General features: G+C 56.0%; 16 protein-coding genes and 1 tRNA gene. 10 read left to right on the forward strand and 7 right to left on the reverse strand.

Annotated features, from left to right (window positions below):
• Positions 1–187 precede the first annotated feature (187 nt).
• The 3 genes from OP10G_RS12095 (at position 188) to OP10G_RS12100 (ending at position 5,777) form a co-directional block, all read left to right on the forward strand.
• Positions 188–3,388: a helicase-related protein gene (locus OP10G_RS12095; RefSeq protein WP_158409207.1), complete on the forward strand. Its 3,201-nt coding sequence runs from the start codon at positions 188–190 to the stop codon at positions 3,386–3,388.
• 599 nt (positions 3,389–3,987) lie between these two features.
• Positions 3,988–5,253, forward strand: a complete 1,266-nt coding sequence (locus OP10G_RS26295; protein WP_144241114.1) for a hypothetical protein — start codon at positions 3,988–3,990, stop codon at positions 5,251–5,253.
• The gene (locus OP10G_RS12100) at positions 5,250–5,777 is read left to right on the forward strand and encodes a phospholipase D-like domain-containing protein (RefSeq protein ID WP_025225625.1); all 528 of its coding nucleotides are present in this window, start codon (positions 5,250–5,252) and stop codon (positions 5,775–5,777) included. The genes OP10G_RS26295 and OP10G_RS12100 overlap by 4 nt, the downstream gene beginning before the upstream one ends.
• Here the strand turns inward: OP10G_RS12100 and OP10G_RS25820 are convergent.
• Positions 5,774–8,212: an ATP-binding cassette domain-containing protein gene (locus OP10G_RS25820; protein WP_158409208.1), complete on the reverse strand. Its 2,439-nt coding sequence runs from the start codon at positions 8,210–8,212 to the stop codon at positions 5,774–5,776. The genes OP10G_RS12100 and OP10G_RS25820 overlap by 4 nt on opposite strands.
• A gap of 120 nt (positions 8,213–8,332) precedes the next feature.
• Positions 8,333–9,154, reverse strand: coding sequence for an ArdC-like ssDNA-binding domain-containing protein (locus OP10G_RS12110; protein WP_025225623.1), 822 nt, complete (start codon positions 9,152–9,154; stop codon positions 8,333–8,335).
• Positions 9,155–9,648: 494 nt separating this feature from the next.
• On the opposite strand from OP10G_RS12110, the gene OP10G_RS12115 reads away from it, so the two are divergent.
• Positions 9,649–10,755: a restriction endonuclease gene (locus OP10G_RS12115; protein ID WP_025225622.1), complete on the forward strand. Its 1,107-nt coding sequence runs from the start codon at positions 9,649–9,651 to the stop codon at positions 10,753–10,755.
• Between the two features lie 662 nt (positions 10,756–11,417).
• Here the strand turns inward: OP10G_RS12115 and OP10G_RS24560 are convergent.
• Positions 11,418–12,341 (reverse strand): FHA domain-containing protein, encoded by a 924-nt coding sequence (locus OP10G_RS24560; RefSeq protein ID WP_025225620.1) that lies wholly within the window; start codon positions 12,339–12,341, stop codon positions 11,418–11,420.
• Positions 12,338–12,640 (reverse strand): hypothetical protein, encoded by a 303-nt coding sequence (locus OP10G_RS26835; protein ID WP_025225619.1) that lies wholly within the window; start codon positions 12,638–12,640, stop codon positions 12,338–12,340. Before OP10G_RS26835 ends, OP10G_RS24560 begins: the two co-directional genes overlap by 4 nt.
• Before the next feature lie 220 nt (positions 12,641–12,860).
• On the opposite strand from OP10G_RS26835, the gene OP10G_RS12135 reads away from it, so the two are divergent.
• From OP10G_RS12135 to OP10G_RS12150, 4 genes are all read left to right on the forward strand, one after another.
• Positions 12,861–13,139: a helix-turn-helix domain-containing protein gene (locus OP10G_RS12135; protein ID WP_025225618.1), complete on the forward strand. Its 279-nt coding sequence runs from the start codon at positions 12,861–12,863 to the stop codon at positions 13,137–13,139.
• Between the two features lie 512 nt (positions 13,140–13,651).
• The gene (locus tag OP10G_RS12140) at positions 13,652–13,843 is read left to right on the forward strand and encodes a hypothetical protein (protein WP_025225617.1); all 192 of its coding nucleotides are present in this window, start codon (positions 13,652–13,654) and stop codon (positions 13,841–13,843) included.
• Positions 13,843–14,478 (forward strand): putative quorum-sensing-regulated virulence factor, encoded by a 636-nt coding sequence (locus tag OP10G_RS12145; RefSeq protein ID WP_025225616.1) that lies wholly within the window; start codon positions 13,843–13,845, stop codon positions 14,476–14,478. The genes OP10G_RS12140 and OP10G_RS12145 overlap by 1 nt, the downstream gene beginning before the upstream one ends.
• Before the next feature lie 31 nt (positions 14,479–14,509).
• Positions 14,510–16,090 carry a hypothetical protein gene (locus OP10G_RS12150; RefSeq protein ID WP_144241116.1) on the forward strand — a complete coding sequence of 527 codons (1,581 nt, stop codon included), beginning with the start codon at positions 14,510–14,512 and terminating at the stop codon, positions 16,088–16,090.
• 238 nt (positions 16,091–16,328) lie between these two features.
• Here OP10G_RS12150 and OP10G_RS12155 read toward each other — a convergent pair whose 3' ends face one another.
• A complete protein-coding gene (locus tag OP10G_RS12155) occupies positions 16,329–17,744 on the reverse strand; it encodes a hypothetical protein (protein ID WP_025225614.1) in 1,416 nt (471 codons plus the stop codon).
• A 231-nt stretch (positions 17,745–17,975) separates the two neighbouring features.
• Positions 17,976–18,908, reverse strand: coding sequence for a tyrosine-type recombinase/integrase (locus tag OP10G_RS12160; protein ID WP_025225613.1), 933 nt, complete (start codon positions 18,906–18,908; stop codon positions 17,976–17,978).
• Between the two features lie 97 nt (positions 18,909–19,005).
• On the opposite strand from OP10G_RS12160, the gene OP10G_RS12165 reads away from it, so the two are divergent.
• Together OP10G_RS12165 and OP10G_RS12170 are read left to right on the forward strand one after the other, a co-directional pair.
• Positions 19,006–19,082 (forward strand) — tRNA-Pro (locus OP10G_RS12165).
• A gap of 175 nt (positions 19,083–19,257) precedes the next feature.
• Entirely contained in the window at positions 19,258–19,983 is a 726-nt protein-coding gene (locus tag OP10G_RS12170; protein WP_144241117.1) for a hypothetical protein, read from the forward strand.
• A 122-nt stretch (positions 19,984–20,105) separates the two neighbouring features.
• Here the strand turns inward: OP10G_RS12170 and OP10G_RS12175 are convergent, their stop codons facing one another.
• On the reverse strand, positions 20,106–21,245 hold the full coding sequence (locus OP10G_RS12175) for an endo-1,4-beta-xylanase (RefSeq protein WP_227624919.1): 1,140 nt from the start codon (positions 21,243–21,245) through the stop codon (positions 20,106–20,108).
• Positions 21,246–21,247 lie beyond the last annotated feature (2 nt).

Raw genomic sequence — 21,247 nt, forward strand, 5'->3', positions numbered from 1 at the left:
AACTGAAGTTCAGAATCAACTTGAATTAGCTTCCGCACTCATTGAGTACGTGGTTGCAGAAGCATCGGGCCGTTCCGAGACTGTTTGCTTCGGGGACTTCCCAAGGAATCAATACTTCATCGGTAGTCTCCGACCCACTCCCTTGGCTCCCGATGCGACTCGCTGGCTTTCAGACCTAAAGCAAAAAATGTCCCCGGTTGCTGCAGGCTTGGACGCGCTGGTCAAGATACCCAGTGACCACTCAATAGAGGTTTGGGCAACGATCAGTTGGAACGTCTACTACCGAGTCCGTCCATCGTATGAAGAACAACAAACCTTTCAAGATCCAATCCGCAGGGACGATGAGGACAACGACGATGACTCGGTCGGGTCTCCACCCCCGCCTTCACAACCTAACACAAGGCAGCGGGAGCGGCCGGTACCCAAATTCAAGAAATTGAATTGCTCGGCATCTGGTCCATTAGTCTTGCAAAGCCATGAAAGCGGGATAAGTGTCGAAGCTGGTGGCGTAAATACCGCCATTAACGCGGAGCTGGCGAGGGTTGGCGCTATACGTGACGCAGACCCTGACTTGTTCCGAGTGGGTCCAAGGCCGGACCCTGAGTTACCAAACAAGCTCGGAGCAGCAGACATGGTTAGCGACCAGGCCTATAGACGATATTGGGCTAATTTGCCGGACCTGGCGATTACACCATGGGCTATCCGCGTTGACGTCTCCTGCGAACCTTCTCCTGAGCACATTGAACATGGCCGGCTGGTAGTGGATATCGTCAATGTCACTCCGATCTCCGAGAAAGACCAGGTTCACGAGCCGTTCATATTCGACACACGCTTGCAACTCGAATTCCCATCAGGCTGTCTGGCTCCATTTCGCCTAGTCTCTGCTCCGAAGGACTTTCGAGAAAATCCACGTATGTTTGGCCGGGGCCGCAACTGCGCGGTCGAACATGCTGACGACACCCTTTCTACCACCCACACGCCGATGTACATGCAGGGCCGTTACGTCACAAGGGAAACGCCCGAAGCACTTACTTGTGAGCTTGCAACAGATCCGTTTCCCACATTGGAGAAACTAGAAGTGGCAATGTCCTCCTACGAATTGGCGTGGGATCAAGCGCTGTCCGAATTCAGACTCGACCCAGCATGGGATGATGAACAAGAATTGGCCTTTATGAAGGACCGAGCACTCTACTTCGATGAGGTAAGTCGCTTCAAACACGGCCTCAACCTATTGCGAACAAATGCAGATGTTGCATACGCTTTCACGCTCATGAATCGCGCTTTCGAGCGCAATGCACTAAGAGCCTGGAGACTTATGCAGATTGTCTTTATCGTTACCCAACTCCCGGGACTCGTTGCCGAAGATCCGATGGATCAGGAAAGGGAAACAGTTGACATAATCTACTTCCCAACTGGGGGCGGAAAAACCGAAGCTTACCTTGCCGCAGTAGTTTTCTCATGCTTCTGGGATAGATTGCGAGGGAAGATTGCAGGTGTCACGGCTTGGGCTCGATTTCCTCTTCGCCTCCTTACTGCACAGCAGTTGCAGCGTTTTGCAAACATCATTTGCTGTGCCGACCTAGTGCGAAAAGCCGAACCGGATATTAGGCTCTCGGGGAGTAATGTAGACGGTTTTGCGGTCGGCTATTACGTTGGCTCTGGCGGAACACCGAATTCCATCCAGTCGGCCACGGCGTCGAACTCCGGATCGGGGCTACCTTGGGCTCAAGCGCAGGACCCAACGTTCATTCAGAAGTTCAAACGAATCGCAGTCTGCCCGGCGTGCCGCACGAGAACCGTGATCGTGGAATTCGACCACGTCGCCGTAGTTCTCCGCCACAAATGTGTAAATGAATCGTGCGCGTTTTCAGAAGGAATACTTCCAATATACGTTGTCGATAACGACCTTTATCGTTATCTCCCAAGTGTTATGGTCGGCACTCTCGACAAACTCGCGCAAATAGGTATAGCACGAAAATTTGGAATGATTTTAGGCAGTGTCGATGGCAGGTGCCCCACTCATGGGTACTACAACGGCAAATGTTGCCAAGATGGCTGCCGCGAAACTCTATCGAAAGTGAAGCCTGTGGGCCTGTCCGGTCCTTCCCTCTTTGTTCAAGATGAACTGCATTTGCTGCGCGAGGGTTTAGGAACCTTCGACTCCCATTATGAGACGCTATTCCAGCTACTTCTGAACGAAGCTGGTACGAAGATGCCGATCAAGATACTAGCTTCCTCAGCCACGATTGAGCAGTTTGAGAGGCAAGTCAACCAGCTGTATGCCAGAAGCAAGGCCAGAGTATTTCCCGGCCCAGGTCCGAAGAAGGGCCACTCGTTTTACGCAACAACTCTGAACTACCCACAAAGGCTCTACGTCGGAGTGTTACCCCACAACAAGACTCTTCTAAACGCGTTGTTTAAGTTGACTGAGTCGTACGTGCGCGGCTTGGGAACGCTACGCGGGAGATATCACACAGGACCAACCTTTACCGACGTTTCCACCCTCTACTCGTCTTGTGCGCATTACTTCTTGGCCAATCCTGACTTAGACGCTTTTAAGACTGACTTACGGGATCATGTCAGCCCAGCGCTAGTTAAGGATGGTTTCCCGCAGCCCACGACGTATACACTGACTGGAGGCACGTCTGCAGACGACGTAAGTGGAACCTTGGAGGCACTTGAGAGAAGCTCAGCCGTGTCAGACCCTGTTCAGTTCGTGTTGGCCACCAATACGATAAGCCACGGAGTCGACATTGACAGGTTGAACTGGATGTTCTTCTTTGGGATGCCTCGTCAGACTGCCGAGTATATCCAAGCGTCGAGTCGAGTGGGAAGGGCATACATTGGTGTTGTCTTCACATGCTTCAACCCTACCAGGGAGCGAGACCAAAGCCATTATCACTACTTCGCTAAGCAACACGAATTCCTCGGCAAACTCGTTGAACCTGTGCCAGTAAATAGATGGTCGAAATTCTCTCTCGACCGTACTTTGCCGGGTGCCATCAATGCGATGTTGCTACACCAGCAGTCCCAGAAACTGAGAAGTGACCGCAGGAATCTAGTCTATATTCTCGACAATGTCAAAGCCATGTTTGCCAGCGGCGAACTGAGCGAAGCAGAAGTTGAATCAGGCGTACTGACGGCGTATTTGGGGCCTCAAAACAACCTTGGGGACCCAGCATTCCGAGCTAGACTGCAGCAACGCTGCAAAGCCATTATATTTGACCAGATCGAGACGAGTGTTCGGCCGGTCACGTTCGTGAGCGATGCCATGACACCTAGTCCCATGAGGAGCCTTCGTGAAGTTGACGAGCCTGTGTCCATACGACTGAATTCGGCGGGCTTAAGTTGGAGTAGGGTTGCACGTGCAAAGGGCGGTGGAGCGTAGTGGCGATGGAAGTTGGTAAGCGGCAGATTCTATTTCAATACTTGCCTGGAAAGGTGTTCGATCATCGTGATGGAGTAATCGCGCGCGTCCGTTCAATTGTGGGCAGGGAGCACAAAGACGTTACGCCCAGCCTGCTACTGCAATCCATTCGTGAGCATGCATCCAGCTGGCCCGCCGACATGCGCACAAACTTGCCGGACCAACACCTAAACGACCTCAGCCAGTTCGTCTTTCTAGACCCGCTCGAATTAGAAGCCGAGCTATTTCCGCTCGTCTTCTGGTGCAATAACGATAGCTGCGCGCACGTTCGAGTAGTCAACGAAGACACAGTACCCAGGACGGCAAAGTGCACGAGATGCTCGGTCGGCGAAGCTATTCAAATGCCGTTTGTGCTGATGCACGCTTGTGGTCGGCTCGAAGCTTGGAATCCTCCTCAGTGCGGTACATGTAGATCAAGGGCCGATCTTGCTCTTCAGCGAAGAGGCAAGCTTCTGGGAAGCAACTCCCGCTGGTGGTGTCTGCGTTGCCAGGTAGCTGTTACCCCCCTCACGCCGAGATGTTCATGCGGTTGGTCGAACCCTGCAGATGGCATTTCGCCGATGATGCAGTACGAACTATATCGCGCCGGTCGAACCATGTACCCGCAAACTGTAACTGCGGTCAATCAACCAAACAGATCGGAGGAGACAACGAAATTACTGGCCACCGATGGTTGGGCAGCAGCGGCGACTTCAATCCATCTGGGCTTGGACCAGATTCGTGGAATGTCCCTCAACGAATGGTGCCGCCAAAGGCGAGCGGTTGACGGCGACGGAGCAGCAGCAACTGCAGAAATCAGCACGGAGGAACTAAATGCTTTAATGAATCAGCTTATGCGAGGTGAGATCACGCCGGCGCAGATGCAGGAACGGGTTACTCAGGCTAGACAGTCCGCAAGTTCTAGCCAAGTTGCTCTTTCACGAGCGAATTTGGAAGCCGCTATTTACAACGCGATCAACTTGGATTCTCCAGCAATAGCAAGCGTTGGGCGTGAAATGTTGGAGTCAGTATTCCTCTCGGAAGCTACCCGAGTAGGAACTGAACAGGGGGACTCCAACGGCACCTCTATTGAAAGACTGCTGGCCAAAATGGGAATTGCCGAAGTTTCAGTTGTGACAGACTTCCCCGTGACTACTGCAGTTTATGGCTTTACGCGGGGAGCCCCAGGTCAGAAAGCCAAGCTCAACCCATTTCCTCGCGACACTCATTACGGAAGAATTCCAGTTTACACGGACGTCGTGGAGGCGGATGCATTAATTGTAACGCTCAATCCCAATATGATTGTACAGTGGCTCGAATCACTTGGCTACAGTTGTACTTTGCCCGGTGCCTCTTCTCCGGAGGTCTCAGCGAAGGGATATTTCCTAAACCTATTTGATGGTGTTGATCTTCGGGAAACAATCGGGGCAGGAGCGCCAGAGGCAAGATTAGTATTTGGAGCACTGCACTCGTTATCACATATCTCGATTAGGCAGGCCGCATTACTGTCCGGTCTTGATGTCACTAGTATGTCCGAGTATTTGCTGCCTCGATCCCTCTCCTATGCCATATTTTGCAACCATCGATTTGGAGCAACTATTGGTGCCTTGGTATCGCTCTTTGACCAATCTCTTGAGATCTGGCTAGAGTCCATCAGAGAAAATAGAGGTTGTGTTTACGATCCTGTTTGTACGTCGCAAGGAGGGGTTTGCCATTCCTGTTGCCACCTAGCCGAGACTAGTTGCAGGTTCTTTAACCTCAACTTAGCGCGTCCCATGCTTTTTGGTGGTCATGACCGTGAACTCGGCAATGTTTCTCGCGGATATTTGCAGTTTTCAGAGGAATGAACGATTCAACTGTGCTGGTTACGACATTGCCGGACCAGCTACTATGTGGGACCGAGTTTGATGTCCGGCGAACTGCTGGGGTGCTCGTTCAACTTGTTACGGAAGCCAAAGAGGAGCTTCTCATTGCCTCTCCCTTCATCACCGCGGATGATGAGTATATGGGTGGGGAGAGCATGTATCAGTCCTTGGTAGCAGCGACAAAAAGAGGTGTTAAGCTTATCTGCTTCCTCTCGACCAGTGGCGCAAAGGACGTGCTGTCCAATGGGCTTCACCGTGAACTACATAACCTAACGCTCTTCGAGCCTAGCAGTGCACTTGCTGCTGAGAAGCGCATGGGTTCGCACGCAAAAGTGGTGATTGCAGACTCAATGAGTGCCTACATTGGGAGTGCCAATTTCACCTATCCTGGCCTGCACTCCCAGTTGGAGATCGGAGTACACGTCCACGGGGATATCGCTCGGGAGTGCAGGTGCCTCTGGAACATAGTTCAGGCGAACGGCTACTTCCAGCAAGTCTTCCCTTAGTTTGCGTTATCTCTAGCGTGTCGCATCAGTGCAATTCTTATCCCTATTTGCCTTCGAAGAGTTCCCATAGTCCAGTCCTGCCCGATCCCAGAAAGCTCCGCAGTTAATCGAGAAACTCTCACCTCGTCTTGAGATTCTGGCCACTCCAATATGTCAGTTGTCAAACGATGATACAGCAGGTCGTTATCTGACAAATACTTGTGTGGAGAAAGATCGGCTTCTTTAGCCTCTTCGAGTGCCGCCCCTACGCCACTAAAGAAGCGTAGTATTGGATCTGGGTTTGGTCTTCCCCCGGATACCAACCTCAGTCGAATGTCGGGGGCAAGCGCAGCCGCAATCCGAGTCGCGTCTGCGGCGGCGACAATTAAGGTGGCTCCACGCAGACGGGCTAACTTGGCTATCCCGGATGCTACCATCACTGAGGTTAATGGATCGAGGAACGCGCAGAATTCGTCCGCAACCCAGACGCTCTTCCCCGACGCGACGAGCATTGCAGCCGCGACTCGATATCGTTGGCCATGCGAGAGTTGGTTCCGCTTTTTAAGATAGACTTTCGCTTCTGAGATGCCAGCCGAATTAAGGTACATGCATGCGTCGCGTGTACTCGCATCAATCAGGTCGATGACTGCTAAGTGTTCATTGAAATTTAGGTCTAGGTTGGCAACCTCATTGCCTAGAGCGGCAGGCGTGATCGTGCCTGAGTGGATCTGTGTCTTGCCAAACAGGCTTTCCAAAAGGGTTGACTTTCCGCTACCGCTCGCCCCTTCAAGTAGAACTATGGAGCCTGGTGGGATATCAAGGGAGAAGTCTTCTATTACGCAATTTGAGTCGGAATCTTCGTCGAGGCCGAAAGCCGACACAATCTCCAGTTCTCTCGTGCTGTTCGTCGAGCGGGACAGCTTGACTTTCACTGAGCGGAGTGTGTCGTGGACAGAACTAATGCGGAGTAGTTCGTTTTCCTTCAAGCTTCCATGCTGTTCACTAAGGAAGTTCGATAGTGCCGATTGAAACAGGTCAATCGTCTGCGATAGCGTTGAACGGGAGGCATGGAGAGCCTCTAAGGTTCTTGCGAGGTCGTTTGCAACTCCGATTATGGAATCGGAGAGAGCCGATGACTGATCATAGGCTAAACCGACCTGACACTTGTATTCGCTGATCGCCTGGGAGACAGCCCCGGCAAGCGCGGAGTAGGCCCCCATGTGGGAATCGTTATCGACAGCCACTTCATCAGGAATTCTTCTTAGCGCCTGATGAATTCGAGTGATTTCATTATGTAAGGGAACCAAGTCTTGGTTAAGTCCGAGTGAACTCGATGAGAGCCTGGGAATATGAGCGGATACAATGTGTCCAATAGTTGCACGGCAGAATCGAATGAGGGGAGGCTGTACTTGAGCGCAAGAAGCTTCTTCAGAAGCCACTGCAACGTGAGCTAGCTGTATTCGGTCGTAAACTGCTATTGGACAACCTGATAAGGGAACAGCGTAATATGGTTTCGGAGAAGATGCTTTCATTTTCATCCGGTCGAGACTCGATCTCCAGTGCCCTGATCCCATCTGATGATCCAGTTTGTCTTTCGGTGTGATGAGAACCTCTTCTCTGCCTGAGGTCTCACCAAGGAGGAGCATGCCGCCCTTTTGGAACAGCGGATGTAAGCGGCTCATCTCCGCGACAGTCTCTAGGAGCACTGGCTTCTTTCCGGCTGCATTCCAGTGTAATTCTGCATATGACCTCGCAGCCTCTACTAGTAAGCGTCCCGTGCCGATCCCTCGGAACTCTGGGTGCACGACAACGCGGGCAATTCGCACAACGCGGTCGACATGCGCGAGTCTTCCGATGCTATCCCATTCGAAAAGCCTGTCTCTTGGAGTTGTAAGGAGAGGGGGGGAATTAAGCATGACGTAACCGATGGCTCCATTGAATGGACGCTTCGTGTGCTCGTCAAGCAGTCGTAAGATGAGGGCAGTAGACCTGCCCCACATATTTAAGGTTCGATAGTGAAATTTATTAAGCCATCTGACGGCGTCGTAATCGGAGGCAGAAACAACCTCTGCACAACAGAGGCAGAGTGAAGTCCCATTAGCGACCGGCATGACGGAAGTATTCCGAAAGTATGGTTTGAGAATTGCGGTGGCGAGTTCGCCAAACCCGTTGCAGAGGAGCTTGCTCACCTGGGGTTCGTCGTCTTCGTTTATTACGAGGTAATCCCTGTTTGCCAGACTCGGTTCTTGCTCGGAAGTGTCCTTCTGAAACAAGTATGAAAATCGAGACAAAGTAATTGTCTTGAGCTGTTTGGAGCCCGAAACGGACCTTAAAGTCAAGAGTTTGCCCGTCGATTTGGCCCGCACGTCTATCAATTCCCACGCTTCTGGATAGCATTCGGCTATCTTCTCGCTGCTCCATGGAGCAGCGTTGGAGGAGAAGTTTGACTTGGGCACTCCGTATATTGTAGCGAGTCTGCTGGGAGATTGAGCCCGGACGACTGGTCGTTTGCCCCGACTGCTCATCGCGTTTGGAGAAGGTGTTCGGGCTCGCAGTGGAGCCCGAACAAACTGCAATTATAGGATGTAGGTCAACATATCGCAAGCAGCATGCTGCACGAGCGTAAGTGACTGTGCGAGCAGTTTCTCGTCGCCACCGTAGAGCCGGATGTAGTCCCAACTCGCGGTCCGGTTTTCGAGACCGCAGGCCTGGGTGACGACGTAGGCAACGGCCTCGGCTTCCACCTCGCGGATCTGCCTTGTCGTCTCGATGCGGCGTGGTCCTCGGTGGAGTAGTTCATGGGCCAATTCGTGGGCAAGCACTGAGAGCTCCTCTGCCGGTTCCAAACCGCGTAGAATCGTGATCGCCTGTCCGTGGCTGAGCCCAAGGGCTCCACCCAGGTTGTCCGCGTAAGCGAGGCCGATATGCTTCTCTCGCACGAGGTCCCTCAGGCGGGTGAGATAGCAGCCAACTTGTCCCGATGTCTTTCCGAGAGTGGGTAGAGGTTCCCCTTCCGTCTGCTCAGCATCGAACACGTAGACCGTTACAAACCGCGTGACGATCTTGGGCGCGTCCTTTCGGTCGGCGTCCTCGTCCTCCGGGAGTTCGTCCGGCCGTGGACGTCGCATGGATGGTGCGAGAATGGCAATGCCCTTCTCACCCTTCTTCACCCATCGTCCCAACTCTTTCCAACGGTTGAAGCCCGCCACTTGGGTAGCTTCCGGCCGCTGGCAGAGGATCAGGAGACAGTTATGGAAGGAGTACCGGTGGAACCGGGACATTACGTCGAGGTAGCGGGTCAGTTCGTCGCTGTTGCCGCTGGCGAGCGCCTCAGAGAGGCGAGTAAGGGCAGATGCCGCAAGGGTCGCGGCTTTGTCGTTGGTTGCAGTAATGGACACGTGGTCCCTCCTCGGGAGCCGTCAAGGACTCCGCGCCGAAAGAGCGCCTTGAGGTCATCGAGGAAGGGCATGTCGGTACCTGCACGGGCATGGAAAAAGGTGGCGGTGGGCACCAGCAGCGAAGGTTGATGTCTGATCGCGGAAAAGCGGAAGGAAGGGGCCCCAGGGGTAGGGCCAGCCACCGCTAGGAGAAAGAGTCGGGTGGTCCGTCCTCGGGTCCCAAGGAGGACGGCCTGTGGCTGAGTCTTACGCCTGGGGAGGGAATTCCGCTCGGAGCGTCAGGCAGCAGACGAGCGTGGAAATTAGCCGATCAGCCAGGGCCGAGCATCATAGGGAAGAAGCGTAACGAGGAACGAGTGGAGCGTATGACCGGATGCCGGTCCGGTCTCGATTGAGGCCAAAATCAGTCATCTTGCCGTAAGTCCGAGAACCGCCACCAGCGTGTTCTCGAATTACAATCCCCGCAGAAGGATCTTGAGAACGTATTCTAAGCGGTGCCCAAGAAGCAGCCAATTCGTAGCACCATCAAGGACAAGGGCCTGAACACTCGGAAGGGACGAATGGTCGAGCAACTGGCCGCTCGGCTCCTTCGGATTGGCGGCATAGACGTGGAGACACGCGTCATGCTCCCCCCAGCAGGTGGTACCGGTGGGAGACGCGAGATCGACATCTTAATCCGCATTCGGTTGCCGGGGGGCAATGAAGCACTTTATGCCGTGGAGTGCAAGAACGAAAAGAAGCCGATCGAAGCGGAATACATCGACGCCTTCTACGGAAAGTTGACTTATCTCGGTATTCCGGCTGAGAACGGCATCTTTGTCTCGCGAAGTACGTACCGTCGCGGAGCCGTTGAAAGAGCCGCAGCGGCTAGTGTTCGACTCCTTCGATTGACCGGGCTAAAGGATGACGGGCTGACGGCTATGGTATTGGAGGCGATCCAGTCGGTCGTCTACCTCCTCGCAGATATAGAAGAAATGACTGTCTCTACATCTTCCAATGACGGGGGCCCGCTCTTCTGCACGGAAGACGGCTCCTATGCCGGGAATCTGATGGACTTAGTACACCGGGCATGGGCTCAAGGGGGAATCCCGAGGGTTTTGGGCCAACACGAAGTTGTATTAGCGGTCCCGCCCCACTGGCGTTCGCGCACAGCCGGGGAGCCAGCCGAGGTGTTTGAAGCTTCGGCAAAGGTCAAAGTGATTGGTGTCGTCTATACAGTTGTGGGCGAGGCGACTACCCACACACTAACAGACCATGGCACTGGAGTTGTCCAGCGAGGCGAAATCCAAGCACGGTGGGATGAGACTAAGCACCGTATTGTCTTGGCGTCCTTCGGATCGTCCGATGAGTTGGAGCGCCATTTGCAGGGGTTGCGCGGGCTAATCCACGTGGTGGCCCGCAATGTGCCGATGCCGCGTATTAACGTCCGTTCAGATTGGGGGAGGCTCTACTGGCCGCCCAGCGACCAAGTCTTGAGCACAATTGTGAATAGGTTTGACCAAGGACTGCCTATCGGTCAACCGCAAGACGACTTTGAGGGGACTGTGTTCGACCGGGTATTTGATCCAGTCGCGGCTGCGTATGTCGCCCGCTTCCACTAGGTTACCAAGATGGGCCTTCTCCGACTATCGTGTCGCAAGGGCTCCACGTAAGTCAGATTCATAATCAGCGAATATCATGCGGAGCGGAGAAGAGAGGGAGGGGATGTTCGTGCCCCGGAAGAGACTCTTCTGATATTCGGAATTATGATATCTGCAGGACCGACTTTCGAATAGGTGCGCCGACCGTGAGCGAAGCGAACTTCAGGTCACGTGCCGAAGGCTCCATATCCTGAGGGTTCATGGATTGGTTAAGCGTTTGGGCTCCGCCACGGGCCCGCCTATGTGCGTCGTCAGGCGCACGTTCCGCCGACCGGAGGTTATCTGAAAACGCACCCCGGGGTCGCAAAAATGACCCCTCCCCCCGGTTTCCTGGCGTATGTATTCTGAAAGTGCGGGGGCGGGCGTCCCGTGCCTTGCATGGAGAGCTATCCAGCCCTTCGAAACTAAACTTTGAACTTCAGTGGCTCAAAGTGATTGCTTGGAGCGTGAAAGCCGAAGTCGTGCGCGCCCAACTGGTGGAAGGTCCCGAGCGAGTGGGACTGATAAAAGGATGGTGAGTGATGGCTAAACACGTGACCGTGATGCCAAGTCGCGGCACGAACCGTGTGGGTCGCATTGTCTCCAAAGCCATGGTCGAATCCCTTTCCGTGTAGTAGATCCATTTAATCGAGCTCCTTCAGCGCCGTTCGCGCCGGTCCAAGTGATTGGTTCATTGAGAGTGCCTGTATCCATGCTTGGCGGGCCTCCTCGGGCCGACGCTGCAAGATGAAGAGGACACCTTGGGAATACAGAAGGTCGGCTTGTTGCCAGCGAACCTGGGCCGCTGCCGACTGCTCCCCGTGCTCCTCGCCCACCCACTTGCCGACGTAGCTTCCCACCAACGTTCCGGCTCCGGGCATAAGCAAAGTCCCGATGACGGCACCGGCAAGCGCTCCGCCTGTCTGAGCCCCGCTGCGGTGGGACCTCTCCGTGTCGGTGGTCTTGACGAGTCCGGCACGTAGCGAAGCCTCCGCCGCGTTGAACTCTTGTTTGAAGAGGTCTCGGCAGAAATCATCCAGGACGGAGACATGACTCCGACAACCGCTGCACCTTCCGGACGCTCCGCAATCCAAACATGGGTAAGACTCGGCCCCGACGATGCCGTATCCGTCACACCTCCGGCACACGCTATCGCCTGCGCACTGCGGACACGAATTGATGGCGACGGCAACACCACGTACCCGCACCTCACGTTGTCGAGGGGCTTGTAGTCGGGTGGGACACGGTGTACGCGTCGCGACTTCGCCGGCGTCCGCGGCGGTCATCGAGAACTCGAAGACCTGGGCACCCACCTGCAACACATCACCAGGTCTAATGAGACCGCTCGCCACTCTTCGCGAGTTCAAGAACGTTCCGTTTGTGCTGGAAAGGTCTACGACTTGCCATCCGTGCGAAGTCGTCTCGATCCTCGCGTGTCTCCGACTCATCAGGACGTCGTCAGGAAAGGGCATGTCGGTACCCGTGTCCCGGCCAATGGTGATTATCTTGTCGCCAATGCTACGTGACCGGCCTTGGCTCCACTGCATCCGCAGGTATTCCGAACTCATCTTCCGAGCATCCCCGACGTGATTACGGCCACGACGACCGCCGCCGCGACCAGCCCCCAAAGCAGCATTCCTTCCACCACGGTCGCAAGCCCTGCCCACCGTCCTTCGGGCCATAGGGCACCCTTGACCGCCCAGCCGACTCCAAGGAGCAAGCATGGGCACGCAATGCAAAGGACCGCGTACCAGCCCGCAAAGCCTGACCGCAGAGTGCTTCGAATTCCTCGCTCTCGGTGAACGTAGGCGTCGGTCCCGAACCACAGGACGGAATGCCAGCTTCTCGGGCGGGAATACGTCGGCATGGCTTGTATGGGGATAGGGACGGCTTGTGGGGGCGACGTTCCGGGCCTGCTGCTTCCACATTGGAAGCACATGGGCGAATGCGCGAGCACGTTCGTGCCGCACCGCGAACAAACCCAATACTGCGTGCTAACCATGGAATCTCGTGCCCCATCTCAGGCGGCTCATCCAGATAGGATACGCGATTGAACTCTATTTGGGTTCAGCTCTTAAGTCATTTTCGTGGAATTGAGGCGCTCGCGACTCTTCCTTCAATCTCCGCTTAACGACCGCCTGCAGCAGTTCATTCTCCAGTCGCGCCAAAAGGCCGGAATGTCTCAACGGGAACTCGCATCGAAGCTCGGCGTTCGCCAAACGATGGTCGCGAGAATCGAGCAAGGAAATCGCTCGGTCGATCTGGGAGAGTTCGTCGCAATATGTCGGCTCCTGGGTGAAAACCCTTCCGAGGTGCTTACGTCGCTTCTCAGTCATGATCCATCGGCTGCCGACGCTAAGGAGTGATTTCTCGAATGGGCAGGCTTCCTGTGACCCAGTCTCCAAAATAAATACGAGTGAAACGGCACTCAACCCCGGCTCAGCATGGGGTTAGCGGTGCATCTCCCAGGTTGGCAGGATGACACGTATCGGTCATTGTTTGACCTCTCTTGGGCAACCAACGGGAGGGCCCAATAAGCCATATTCTGCTAATTCAATCAAAAGTATTTCATTCTCGAAATACTTCTATGGCGGCGCCCGGGACGGCGCTACGGAGCCTGATGGTTTGGAGCTTGTCGAACCCTAACGCCCTTAGGCCACCCGGCTAGACGCTCCTCTCCTGCAGGCGCTCTCCCAGTTCGGGGACCTGAATCCCATGGCCCAGGCCGTAGGACAGTAAGTCGGTCCCTGCACTAATCGCTGGACTTTCCCGTGCAGATTAGGAGAATTCTCCAAATTTTCCAGATCGATGTACATACATTGGCTCCCACCTGCATAGCTCTATTTGTGAACCGGAACAATCCGGCCAAGGAGTCAACATGGAGCAACACATCATTATTGAAAATACGCCACGGCATCGGAAGCGGCTGTCGCCTATCCGGCAGAAAGCGCTGCAGATCCTGCGTTCCGAAGGTATGACCCAGCCGGAAGTGGCGGAGGCGCTGAGCGTTTCCGACCGCTGCGTGCGTACCTACGAGCGACTGTTCAAGATTGTAAAGGGGGGTGCGTAATGGAGTGCCTCTCCGAGTTCGACGTAGGCCAGGTGATACGTGCTCATAGGGCGGCGACCAACGCGGTTGTGGCGGTTCCACCCGGTTACTTTGACCAAGCTGCCCCAGCCACTCCCAAGCCCTGGGTGATGGAAAAGGGCAGGTTCGCCGGAAAGAGCATCGACACCTTGCCTGGCGACTATCTGACCTACATTGCCCAATTCAAGGGCGGTCGCAACCTAGACGCCCATTTTGCAAGGATGGAGCTGGAACGGAGGGCAGAGGCATGGCGGCTCGAATTGGAGCGCACGAAGTCGTTAGCAGATGAGCACACCGAAGCCAAGCCTTCTGAGACTACGTGGATGCAGCATGTCGTCATCATGCAGCCCGTCCTGGACCTAAATAGGTTCGACGAGATTCAGGTGACGCTAAAGGACAACTACGCGGAGTTGCCCGACGGTCGGCGCATTCCGAAGAGCAAGTTCATCCCCATCGGACGTGTGAAGATGCCATTCGGCCAACACAAGGGGAAGCGTATTGAAGAAGTGGGGGAGCCATACCTCCGGTGGATGGTCAAGGAGATGATCAAGCGAGGGGGCATCGTGCGAACTGTCGAGCGCTACCTGGAAGATCTAAAGGCGGCCCGCAATGCTTAAGCGTCGGCCGCTTTACTTCACTTCCGACTTCTTGATCGAACTCGACCGTGAAGTCAAGCAATCGGGAGGATACGCCCCTGGGCAAGCCCGTATGAAGCGAGCTTTAAACGTCCTATTAGGGAGCGTGGTGAAGGCCGACAACTACGGCATCTTCTTTGGTGAGAGCGTCGTTCGGTACATCTACGGTTGGAGCGAGAAGTCCAAGCGACCATCTGCAAAAAAGCTAGCTACGGAGCTTCAGGAGAAACTAGGCTTCCAGTTCAGCGTTGTTCCGAGCCGATTGGCAGATCCTGAAAAGGGGATCCCTGGCCGGGCCACGGAACTCGTCATTGTCAGCCGCCCTGAATGGCTGGAAAAGATCGAGTACGAGGATCTCAAGAGTCAGGACGACTTGTTCGACTATGCCACCGGGCAGCGACTGGACAGGGATGCGCTTAGGTCAGATCTTCTCAAGGCTGCCAGAGAAAGAACGAATCCGAACGCGCGTGACGAGATACAGCGTCAGATCGAACTCCTCAACCGGCAGCCACTGGAAGAGTTTCTCCCTTTGCTTCGCGGGATGCCTGAGGCCGTTAAAGCGGTCGCAGCGATTAAGAATCCAGAGGGGCGAAGAGCGGCAGTCATTCGACTCCGCGGGACGAGATCGTACCCCCAGCCATTCTACTTCGCAGCACACAACAGCGACCGCGCTTACGCTATTGGAGAAAATCTCCTGTACCTGCACGAGCCGGTTCGGCGTTGCCTGGTAGATGCACATCCCGAGTTGGCCGAGTACGACATCCCAAAGGCGCAACTACGCATCGCAGCCACCGCGTTGGACCTTCAACTGCTTCGGGAGGCCCTGGAGACGAGTGTGGACTTCTGGGAGGACACTTTTACGTCGAAGCTCGGCGGCGATGGTTACGACGCTAAGCGTCTTGCGAAGTCATCGTCATACGGACCGCTTTACGGCTCCAGCATGACCCAGACGAGGTTTCGGTTGATCTATGGGGAGGACGCTGCGAGGAAGAGGAAGAGGGGAGAACCTCTACGTCGGCAAATCGATCCAGCGGCGGCTGATGCCGTCCTGAAAAGCGAGGTGCTTCAAGAGCTGTTCCAGGCATCAAAGGAAGCAATTGACAGTCTTAGGAGCGGGGGCCACATTATGAACGGCTGGGACGAGCCGGTCGGTATCGACCTATCACAGGGCCGGCATGCGGCGCAGGCCCGCTCAAGGCTAGCCGCAGCCTTTCAAAGTTACGAGGTCCGTGCATTGTTGGCTGCGGGGCAGTTCGCTAAGCTCTGGCTTCATGACGGCCTCTGGTGCGGCCCGGAGCACCGGGAACTCGTCGAGGAGTTGGTAGAGGATGAGTGCAAGAGGATGAACTTGCCTGAGATTCGAGGCGGCGGTGCCTCCGCACTCGTCGCTCTCCCCGAACCTGAGGGTCTAAACAGTGCTCCCGTGCCGGGCCCCCTGTTTAGACCCCCACATTTTGGGGTGAGTGACAAATGTGGGGGTCTAAATAGGTCCGTGGAAAGCGATGAGGGTGCAGCTCCTTCGCAAATCGAACGGTTCGAACACCTTTGGGCTGAGCTCTGGGGGGCGCAACACGGGGAGCCTGTGTGTGCATGAACGCGGGTGCTGATTCTTTCGTTTACGTTATGCCGCCGCCTTGGGGAGGAGCAATACTCAATATTGTCGCTCAGGGGGGGACTGTGCTGATTCGCGGCTTCGGCTCGAAGACTTCGAGAACGAAATTCTCTAGGAGTATCCACAGCTGATGACCATGTGGACAGCCGCCGGGGGTCTCGCAAAGCTAGCTTCTTTCCGCTCCCTATCCGTAGGGGGGTATGTGAGTTTGCCTTGTAAGTCAAGCACGGGGAGGTCGGCCAGTGCTCCTTCCAGAGTTGTGCTCGGGCCCTGCCAAGTTCAGGGTGATTTCGTTGAGCCGGTTTACTGACTCTTGGCGGGAGAGCGAATCGAATCGGCCTCGCCATGCGGACTCGCCCTCTGCTCGGTAGAGCCACTCACCTTGCGGTCTTAGCTTACGTCGAATCCTCCCGATGCGGCCAAGCGTAGCCTCCCCTTGCATCGCCCAGACTCCAAGCTCTTCGGGATCTTCCTTAGCGATATCGGTGACGACTTCCAAGCAGAACCGAACTCCACCAACCTTGACCTCCATCTTCGGGTCGAAGCGCCGGAACGGATAGGGCAGGAATGGGTCCTTCTTCCCCACCTTTCCTAGGGTTCGTTCGTTGCGACGTGTCGGCTTCTTGGGCTGCAGCCCGACTAGCTCTGCCGTTTTACGAAGACCGCCAAGTGCCGTGACTGCCCTCGCCAGGTCATGTCGTTCCAGCTCAACGAGCTCGTCTCGGTCCGGGAGAATCTTCGGGTGGCCGTTCAGATACGCGAGCCTCTTCATCTCCCTCTTAAGTGAAGGATTGTCTACCCAGTATCCGGCTCGGAGCCAACGGTGTGTCGCCTTGGCCGCATGGTAATAGCCTCCGTGGTGATTCTCTATGGCTTTGTGAAGGTCCGGCCGCTTTGCTTTCCGGAGTTCTCGCTCCGTCGGCATCGCTCCGTAGGGCAGGTCGGGAAGACCGATCCACCCTGCATCGGCATCGGCCTCGTCGGGCTCCCAATCGAGGACCTTCAGTTCCCACTCCATATTGGTCGGCTCCTTCAGATATGCCACTTGGATAGGGAGCTCGAGGAGGGCTGCTGTAGCCGCATATCCGCCTCGCGCTAGGAACGCTTCGGCAAGTAACCTATGCTTATCTTGCAGCTGAGCAAAGGTTGGAAGGTACTTAATGCGGAGGCGCTTTGCCCATATCTCGGCCTCGACGCGCAGATTATCCAGCGAGTCAAAGTAACTTAATTCAACCTTGCGGCCATAGGTTCGCGTTGGGGGGAACACAGAGCAGATCCCTCCAACACGCAATAGGCCATTGTAGAGTTCTTGGTGCGACGCAAGATCAGCATAAGAAGGAATTGGAGGCTCTTTATCTTCTTCATCTGCCCCATCGTCCGGTGACCCTTGTTCCTCTGCCTGTGTTTCCTCTTCGGTCGGCTCGGCCCCCTCCGCGCTCATGAAGAGCCGTTCAATCTCATCCTCCAAGTTCTGTGGCTGATCGTAGTAGTCGGGCTGAGCCGGCAAGCCGGTCTCGGATACGGCCACTAGGTAGCCGCGCTTCCTGAGAGCCCACCTCAGGTTCCAATACTCGTACTGGATCTCCGACGGCGGCGGGAGATACGGGAGGCCCTTTGCCTCCATGTACTGCTTCAAGTCTCCGTACAGCTTGTCTGGATTTGCATCGTCGTAACGCCGCCTGGGCTTTGGAGGCTCCGGTCGGGAGGATCGCCGAGTTTCTATATTCGTGGGCCGCCCTTTCACCGCTCCTTATTCTAAAGGCCCAAGCGGCACAATGTTCAAGTGCGGCAATGAGCAGTGAAACTCCACCCGCTGGGGAGCGGGTGGAACCTGGCCAGGCGAGAGAACAGAGGGCCGCTGTGTCGATCAGGCCTTCAGAGTTGTCGACATCCGATCCACCACCCCAAAACGGGCGTGAGCGGTTGCCACGTCTGCCTCACTCTGTGCCAAATACTTCCGTAGCGTCTCCAAGTCGCTGTGTCCCATGAGGCGTTGGATTGAATAGATGTCGGCTCCATTGCGGAGCATTTGGAGAGCACACGTCCTGCGGAGCTTGTGAGGGTGCATGTGGACTCCGGTGACCTTGCCGATGTAGTTCAGGGCGTCCCGAATCCCCCATTTGGTGAGCCGTCCGCCGGTATCGCTTTTCCAAAGGTATTCGTCGCCTCGAACTCCGGCTGCCCGAAGGTATCTCCCCAGGGTTCGCAGGGTGGAGCTTCCTACCCAGGTCATTCGCTCCTTTCGGCCCTTGCCCTTTCGGACCCGCAGGGCTCCGGTTTCGAGGTTGAGATCGCTCACTCGTAGCTCCGCGCACTCCTCTAATCGGACTGCCGAGTCGAGCATGACGAATACGAGAGTACGGTTTCGAAGCGTCACGAAGCCCGGACTCCTCAGTGCTGCGTCAATGCGTTTGAGCTCACTTTCATCGAGCGCCGGCAGGATTTGGGCATCGAGCCGGGGTGGGGAAAGGCGCTTCATGGGACTGGTTTCGAGGTGCCCTTCCTCCACGCACCACCGGAAGAACGTTCGCCACTTGACGAACACGGTGTGCACGGTCTGCACCTTAGGGAGCCCGCCTGTACGTACCGGGGTTTCCTGGACCGTCACCATGGCGGTTCTCAGATGACTTGCCGTGACGCTCGTGAGGTCTACGTCCCCAATCAAGCCTATGAGTCTCTCGACGGTCGTAGTGAGCAGTCGGATCGTCTTTGGATCGGACCCCTTGGCGCGGTGGTACAAGCGGAAGTCTTCAAGTGCTTCCGAGATGAGAAGTTGGGGGGTGGAAATGCGATTGGACATTGCTTTGCTCCTCGACCACCCCCTCGGGTATATTCAAAAGCCGGTCGGGGCGACACGATTTGAACGTGCGACCTCTGACACAACGGCAGAATCTGGTCGGGGCGTGGCGCAGTTTGGTAGCGCGCTTCCATGGGGTGGAAGAGGTCGCACGTTCGAATCGTGTCGCCCCGACCAGAATTTGAATTTACGAGAGCCGCCTAAGGCGGCTGTTCTGCCTTTTGAGGGTCGTGCTGACAACCTTAGAAGATGCTTGGCTGGCGGCTGGTCTGGTCGCTTCGGCCCGGCGCGATCGCGGACTACCCATGGCAATTCACGGTGCGATCTAGTTCGTTACTGCTATCCTCCGTAGGTGAAAAGATTGTTAGGTATTTTTGCTGTTGTGCTCCTGGCGTTCGCGGCAGGTTGCGGTGGCAGCAATGGCGCGAACGGGGCTCAAGGTAGCGTAGGTGGAGCGTTTGCGGTCTACTCGGCTCAGTTGGCCGGTGGGGCGGAGATGGAGTTGACCCTCGCGGAGACTGGCGCGAGTGAATGGTCCGGCGCTATTGAAGAGGCGTCTCCAAGCGAGGCAGAAAACATCTCTGGACTATTCTCCGGCACTCGAACGGGGAACTCGGTGACGGCCCAATGCACGTTTGACACAGGGGCGACCTTCGCGCTAAACGGATCGTACGCGGCCGACAAGTCTCTTCACCTCAGGCGGTCCGATATGCCGGACGTGGAGCTGATCTTTACGCCGGTGGCGGTGAACCCCACCGTTGCCCGATCAAGCGTGAAGTTCAAGTACCAGGGCGCAATTGTCACGGCGAACTCGACACCCAGTTCGGAGGACAGCAACTTTATTACCTACGGTGCGACCGTCGAGGGCAAAACGGTCAATACGATCATCAGCGTCCGCAAGCGGTACCCGATCGCTAACGTTTACTTCTTTCTCCCGAACTCCACCAGCGTCCAATCGGAGCAGCCGGTGACTACCCTTGCCGAACTGGGACAAAAAACCGTGACGTCGACCAGCGGCACGGGCCGGATCCAGGGAATCGGATTTACCACCACCGGGGCTACTTCCGGACCTCCGTAAAGTAGATTCCGGAAGTGATCCACCTCGAGCGCCTAGCGCTTCAAGTGCTCTCGACGATCATCATCACCACAGGCACCCCTCGGTGTGATGATCGTCGTTACAGCCCAATCCGGGGGATATAGCTACCTTCCCAGCTCTGTGGCGATCGCGGAATAGGCCGGTTTGGGGTTGTAGTCGCCGTCGAAGGGTAGCGCGGCGCCGTTGCGGCCGCGGCTGAAGCCGGGAATCCAGGAGTGGCGGTCGGTAAAGCCCCAAAGCTGAACGCCACGGCAGTTCTTGGAACTTAGCGCCATGCGGAACACGGAGGCATACACATGGGCTTGCCGGTCCAGGTCCATGGGGTCGTTGGCGACCAGGCCACGATTCGGATCGCTCGCCGGCAAAGGTTTGGCGGGGACGGCTACGTCGAGCTCGGTGATCATGTAAGAGAGCCGGAGCTTCCGAATCTCTTCGATCAAGCCGTAGTGGCCATCTCCCGGCTCGATCTTAGTGCGGCAGTCGATGTGGTACTGCAGCCCGAGGCCGGTGATTGGCGCTCCCTGGTCCTTCAGCCACTTGGCAAGCTCCAAGATGTGCTTGGCCTTCGGGCCGCCCCCTTCGATGCCGTATTCGTTGTAGTAGAGCTGAGCTTTCGGGTCGGCTTCGTGCGCCCATTTGAAGGCGAGAACGAGGAACTCGGGACCGAGCTTGCGAAACCAGAGGCTGTCTCGCAGGTTGAACGGGTTATTGTTTGGGCGGTCGTCGATCGCCTCGTTCGCCACGTCCCACATCGCCACCTTGCCACGGTAGCGGCCGGCAAGCGCCAGGATGTAGTCGTGGAGCAGGCCGGACGCCTGCTCTTTGGTCAGGTCCTTCTCCGAACTCCGTAGCCACTGCGGAAGGGTGTAGCCGTTGTCGCTGGCATAGACCAGCACGTGGCCCCGGAGCTTCATCTTGTGTTGCTGCGCCCATCCCTTCTTTCCTGGCTCGCCAAGAACGTAGTCCACGTCGGAAAACCGGTACTCATGCGGGCCGGTCCAAACCGCGGGTGGCTTGAGCTCGTTCTCGAGCTCTACCATATCGAATTCCCGGGCCAGGGTCGACGTGTACTTCCCGCCGTCGGCCTCGTCGTGTAGACAGAACACGGGCGCGGCGGCGCCCAAAGGAAGCCGGCGCTTTTTGGCGAGGTCACGGAGCCCGGGTCCCTCTCGCGTTAATTCGATCGGGTCGGAAATCGCTGCGACACCCGCAGAAAGAACGAGACTAACGAGAACGAATTGCAACC

This window comes from Fimbriimonas ginsengisoli Gsoil 348 (genome assembly GCF_000724625.1).
Classification (GTDB): domain Bacteria; phylum Armatimonadota; class Fimbriimonadia; order Fimbriimonadales; family Fimbriimonadaceae; genus Fimbriimonas; species Fimbriimonas ginsengisoli.

Excerpts from the sequence above, each read along its gene's own strand:
- OP10G_RS12095 (WP_158409207.1), top strand. The coding sequence starts at position 188 with ATGTCCCCGGTTGCTGCAGGCTTGGACGCGCTGGTCAAGATACCCAGT.
- OP10G_RS12160 (WP_025225613.1), bottom strand. The coding sequence starts at position 18,908 with ATGTCCAATCGCATTTCCACCCCCCAACTTCTCATCTCGGAAGCACTT.
- OP10G_RS26295 (WP_144241114.1), top strand. The coding sequence starts at position 3,988 with ATGATGCAGTACGAACTATATCGCGCCGGTCGAACCATGTACCCGCAA.
- OP10G_RS12100 (WP_025225625.1), top strand. The coding sequence starts at position 5,250 with ATGAACGATTCAACTGTGCTGGTTACGACATTGCCGGACCAGCTACTA.
- OP10G_RS26835 (WP_025225619.1), bottom strand. The coding sequence starts at position 12,640 with ATGCCGACGTATTCCCGCCCGAGAAGCTGGCATTCCGTCCTGTGGTTC.
- OP10G_RS12140 (WP_025225617.1), top strand. The coding sequence starts at position 13,652 with ATGGAGCAACACATCATTATTGAAAATACGCCACGGCATCGGAAGCGG.
- OP10G_RS24560 (WP_025225620.1), bottom strand. The coding sequence starts at position 12,341 with ATGAGTTCGGAATACCTGCGGATGCAGTGGAGCCAAGGCCGGTCACGT.
- OP10G_RS12145 (WP_025225616.1), top strand. The coding sequence starts at position 13,843 with ATGGAGTGCCTCTCCGAGTTCGACGTAGGCCAGGTGATACGTGCTCAT.